Consider the following 4,115-nt stretch of genomic DNA (forward strand, 5'->3'; position numbering starts at 1 on the left):
CGCCAAAGCCAACGACCTCGCCGCCCTCGCCGCCAGCCTGCCCGACCTCGCCGCCATCGCCTTCAACGGCGCGACCGCCCACCGCCTCGGCCTGCGCCAGTTAGGCACCCAGGCCTCGCGCTGGACCATCCTCGCCCTCCCCTCCTCGAGCCCGCTCCACACCATCGGCCTCCCCGCCAAGCTCCCCGCCTGGCACGCGCTACGCGCGTTCCTCGCCTGACAGCCCGGATTCAAAAGCGCCGCCACACCATCCCGCTGTTGGTCGATCAAACGCTGGCCGACCCGGCCATCCCGCTGCCCAAGCCAGTCGCGCACATCGCCACCGAACTGCTCGACGAAGCGTTCAAGGTCGACTCGGTCGGCCTGCTCGGCGCCGTCCTCGTGCCCGGCCCCGGCCCGCTCTATGAACCACCCAAAGCGCCCCGCCTGCGCGCGCAAGCTGCTGGGCTGCCGCGCTTTCCGCCCCCGCGCACAGCATCGCGATCGTGTCAAGCCAGTGTAAACTTCCACGCCAGCAGTTGCATTGCGCGGCCGCCATTTCTATCGGGGCGAACGGTCGCCGCGAAACGCCGGGCCAGATGGGATCGCACAGATGAGCATTGGTCTCGACCATTGGGTCGTGGTGAACCCCGCGGTCTTCGCCGCCGCACTCGACAACAGCGCCGTGTTGCTCGACATCCAGTCGGGCCGCTATTTCGAATTCAACACGGTCGGGTCCGACATCTGGGCCCGCATCGCGCAGCCGCACCGGGTCGATGCGCTGTGCGACGCGCTTGTTGGTGATTACGACGCGCCGCGCGAACGGATCCAATCGACTGTGCTGGCCTTTCTGACGCACCTCGCCGAACGCAATCTGATCGAGGTGCGCGCGGAATGAGGCCCGACGGTCAGGCCGGTCGATGACCCGCGTCCGCTACCGGGTCGGCGGGTGGAGCGTCTCCGCGCCCCGCCCTTTGCCCTATCTCCGCCCCGACGATGGGCCGGAGGCGCCGGACCCGATCGTGATCGACTTCGCCGCGCATTCGCCGCTGGACGATCCGGGGCGCGTACTCGGCCCCTTCACCATCTACAGCCCCGACCTGATCGACCTCGCCCCGCCCGGCGGCCCGCGCCTGCGCATCCGCAACGGGCGCAGCATCACCGTCGCCGACTGCGACGATCTCAGCGCGGCGGAAATCCACACCGTACTGTTCGGCCCCGCCTTCACGCTGCTGGCGCATCAGCGCGGCCGCCCGCCGCTCCATGCCGGCGCCGTCGAACTCGACGGACGCACCATCGGCATCGCCGGGCATAGCGGCGCGGGCAAGTCGACCACCGTCCACGCGCTCGTCCAGCGCGGCGCGCGGCTGCTCAGCGACGATCAGCTGCTGGTCGACCCCGCCACCCGCCTCGCCTACCCCGCTTACCCCTCGGCCAAGCTCTGGTCTGCCAGCGCGACACAGCTCGCCATCGCCACCCGTGACGACGCGCGGGTCAAGCATGGCTTCGACAAGTTTCATGTCGACCTTGGCGACGTCTTTCTCGACGCCCCCCGCCCGCTCGACCTGCTGATCGTCCTCGCCCCCACGCCGGGCCTTGCCGCGCCCGAAACCCGCCGCTTCACCCGGGGCGAAGCCACCGCCGTCCTCGCCAATCTGACGCATTATGGCGAGGTCGCCACCGCCGCCGGGCGGGGCGGCGCGCTGCTTAGCCACGCAGCCGCAATCGCTGCGCAGGTCCCGGTCCATCGCGTCGCCCGCTCGACCGACTTCGCGCAGTTCGATGCGCTGATCGACCTGATCCTCACGCTGGACGCCGCGCCATGACCGCGATCTGCGGCGTCTGGCACCGCGACGGGCGGCCCGCCGCGGCGGAGGATGTCACGCGGATGCGCCGCGCGCTCGCGCCCTATGGCAGCGACCGCAGCGCCGCCTGGGACGACGGCGCCATCGCGCTCGGCATCGGCCTGACCCGCCTGCTCCCCGAAGACCGGTTTGACCGCCAGCCGCTCGCCGGGCGCGACCGCTTCCACCTCGTCGCTGATCTGCGGCTCGACAACCGCGCCGAGCTCGCCGCCGCGCTCGACCTCACCCCCCGCCTCGCCACCCTCGCCGATGCCGACCTGCTGCTCGCCGCGTGGGAGAAGTGGGGGACTGCCACCCCCGACCGCCTCGTCGGTGACTTCGCCTTCGCGCTATGGGACGCCGCCGAGCGCCGCCTGCACCTCGTCCGCGACCTGCTCGGCAACCGCCCGCTCTTCTACCATCACGGCGACCGCCGCACCGCCTTCGCCACCATGGCCAAGGGGCTGCACGCCCTGCCCGACATCCCGGTCGCGCCCGATCCGTTCACGCTGATGGACTGTATCGCGCTCGCCCCCCGCCGCGGCCCGCGCAGCTTCTTCGTCGAGATCAACCGCGTCGCGCCGGGCCAGCGCGTCACCTTCCACCCCGATGGCCGGATCGAGTCTGTCGACTGGTATGACTGGGACGCCCCCCGCGACCTGGGGCTACGCAGCGACGACGACTTCGTTCAGGCCCTGCGCACCACCTTCGACACCGCGGTCGCCGCGTGCCTGCGCAGCGACGAGCCGATCGGCAGCCATCTCAGCGGAGGCATGGACAGCAGCGCCGTCACCGCCTCCGCCGCGCTCCAGCTCGCACAGCGGGGCCAGCGCCTCTCCGCCTACACCCACGTCCCCCTCCCCGGCGCGCGGCTCGACCAGTGGGGCGATCGCACCCTCGACGAAGGGCCGCTCGCTGCCCTGCTCGCCGCGCGCCACGCCAATATCGACCATGTCCGCGTCGATGCCGCCGACCGTCATATCGGCGACGACATGGACGCCCAGTTCCACGCCGCCGAATATCCTCCGTTCAACCTGTGCAATCAGGTGTGGATGACCGAAATCTGCCGCCAGATGCAGCGGCGGCGCGAGCGGGTGATGCTCGTCGGCATCATGGGCAACGCGACGATCAGCCAGCAGGGGGTGGAGCGGCTCCCCCTGCTCGCCACCACCGGCGCCTGGCCCAGCCTTGCCCGCGAAGCCATCGCGCTCCACCGCCACGGCTGGACGGCGCAGCGCATCGCCTCTTCCACGATCGGCGCGCTGCTCCCCCCGCGCCTGCTCGACGCGCTCCGCCGCCGGTTCCGCGGCAAAAGCCCCCCGCGCGACCTGCTCGCCTACGCCGCGCTCAACCCAAAGCTGGTGGAGAACCCCGACTATCGCGCGCATCTCGAACAGCTCGGCCACGGCCTGCATCTGCCCAGCCCGCGCAGCCCGCGCGCGCACGCCGTCAGCATCCTGCGCCACACCGATATCATGGGACTGTCGGTCAAGGGTCAGCTCGCCCGCTTCGGCGTCGATCAGCGCGATCCGACCGGCGACCGCCGCGTGATCGACCTTGCCCTCGCGATGCCGCCACACCTCCTGCTGCAACAGGGCCAGACGCGCTGGATCTATCACCGCGCCTTCGCCGACCGCATCCCGCCCGAAATCCGCACTCAGGCGGGCAAGGGGCTGCAGGGCGCCGACTGGCCGACCCGGATCGAACAGGCGCGCGGCACGCTCGTCGCCGAACTCGACCGCGCCGATCCGATCGGGGAGCGCCTGCTCGCCCTCCCCGTCCTGCGCGCGCTCGCCACCGCCGACACCGGCACCGGCAGCGTCACCGACGCTCAGCGCTACGACCAGCGGATCAAGCTGCTGCGCGGCATTTCCGTCGCCCACTTCATCCGCAAGGCGCAACGGCGCAACGATTGAACCGTGCGCGGACGCCACCGGTTGACGCTGGAAAGACTTCATATAGGGTGCGAAACGATCCACGACGGACAGGAGTTCCGCTATGACCCGGACCACCCCGGACCTGCCGCCCGCCGCACCCGCCCCCCGCACTTGGACCGAGCCTGTATGCACCGAATATGCGGTGGGCGATCTGACCGCGTTCAGCGTTGGTTTTACGAATGAAGCTCCCGGCTTGTCTTGACCCGTCCCTGCACTTGCGCCGCGTGACGCGCGGCCACCCTTGATCCTGCGCCCGGCGAAGGAACCATTGCGGCGATTGCAGTATTTTTGCTGCCACAATCGGCGATTACGTCTATAAAGCCAGTTCACCGCTACCAGCAAAGGGCGTCACCAT

The 4,115-nt window shown here is 70.4% G+C and carries 3 protein-coding genes and 1 pseudogene; all 4 read left to right on the plus strand.

Annotated features, from left to right (window positions below; translation table 11 throughout):
• A pseudogene (locus tag AX681_RS22455) lies at nt 1–220 on the plus strand (DNA-deoxyinosine glycosylase); the annotation flags it as partial.
• A 372-nt stretch (nt 221–592) separates the two neighbouring features.
• Nucleotides 593–877, plus strand: a complete 285-nt coding sequence (locus AX681_RS10155) for a PqqD family protein (RefSeq protein ID WP_156442909.1) — start codon at nt 593–595, stop codon at nt 875–877.
• 22 nt (nt 878–899) lie between these two features.
• Nucleotides 900–1,805, plus strand: coding sequence for a hypothetical protein (locus AX681_RS10160; protein ID WP_066682191.1), 906 nt, complete (start codon nt 900–902; stop codon nt 1,803–1,805).
• A complete protein-coding gene (locus AX681_RS10165) occupies nt 1,802–3,739 on the plus strand; it encodes an asparagine synthetase B family protein (protein WP_066682193.1) in 1,938 nt (645 codons plus the stop codon). The genes AX681_RS10160 and AX681_RS10165 overlap by 4 nt, the downstream gene beginning before the upstream one ends.
• Nucleotides 3,740–4,115: the final 376 nt, after the last annotated feature.

This window comes from Sphingomonas sp. CCH9-E2 (assembly GCF_001557215.1).
Taxonomy (GTDB): Bacteria; Pseudomonadota; Alphaproteobacteria; order Sphingomonadales; family Sphingomonadaceae; genus Sphingomonas.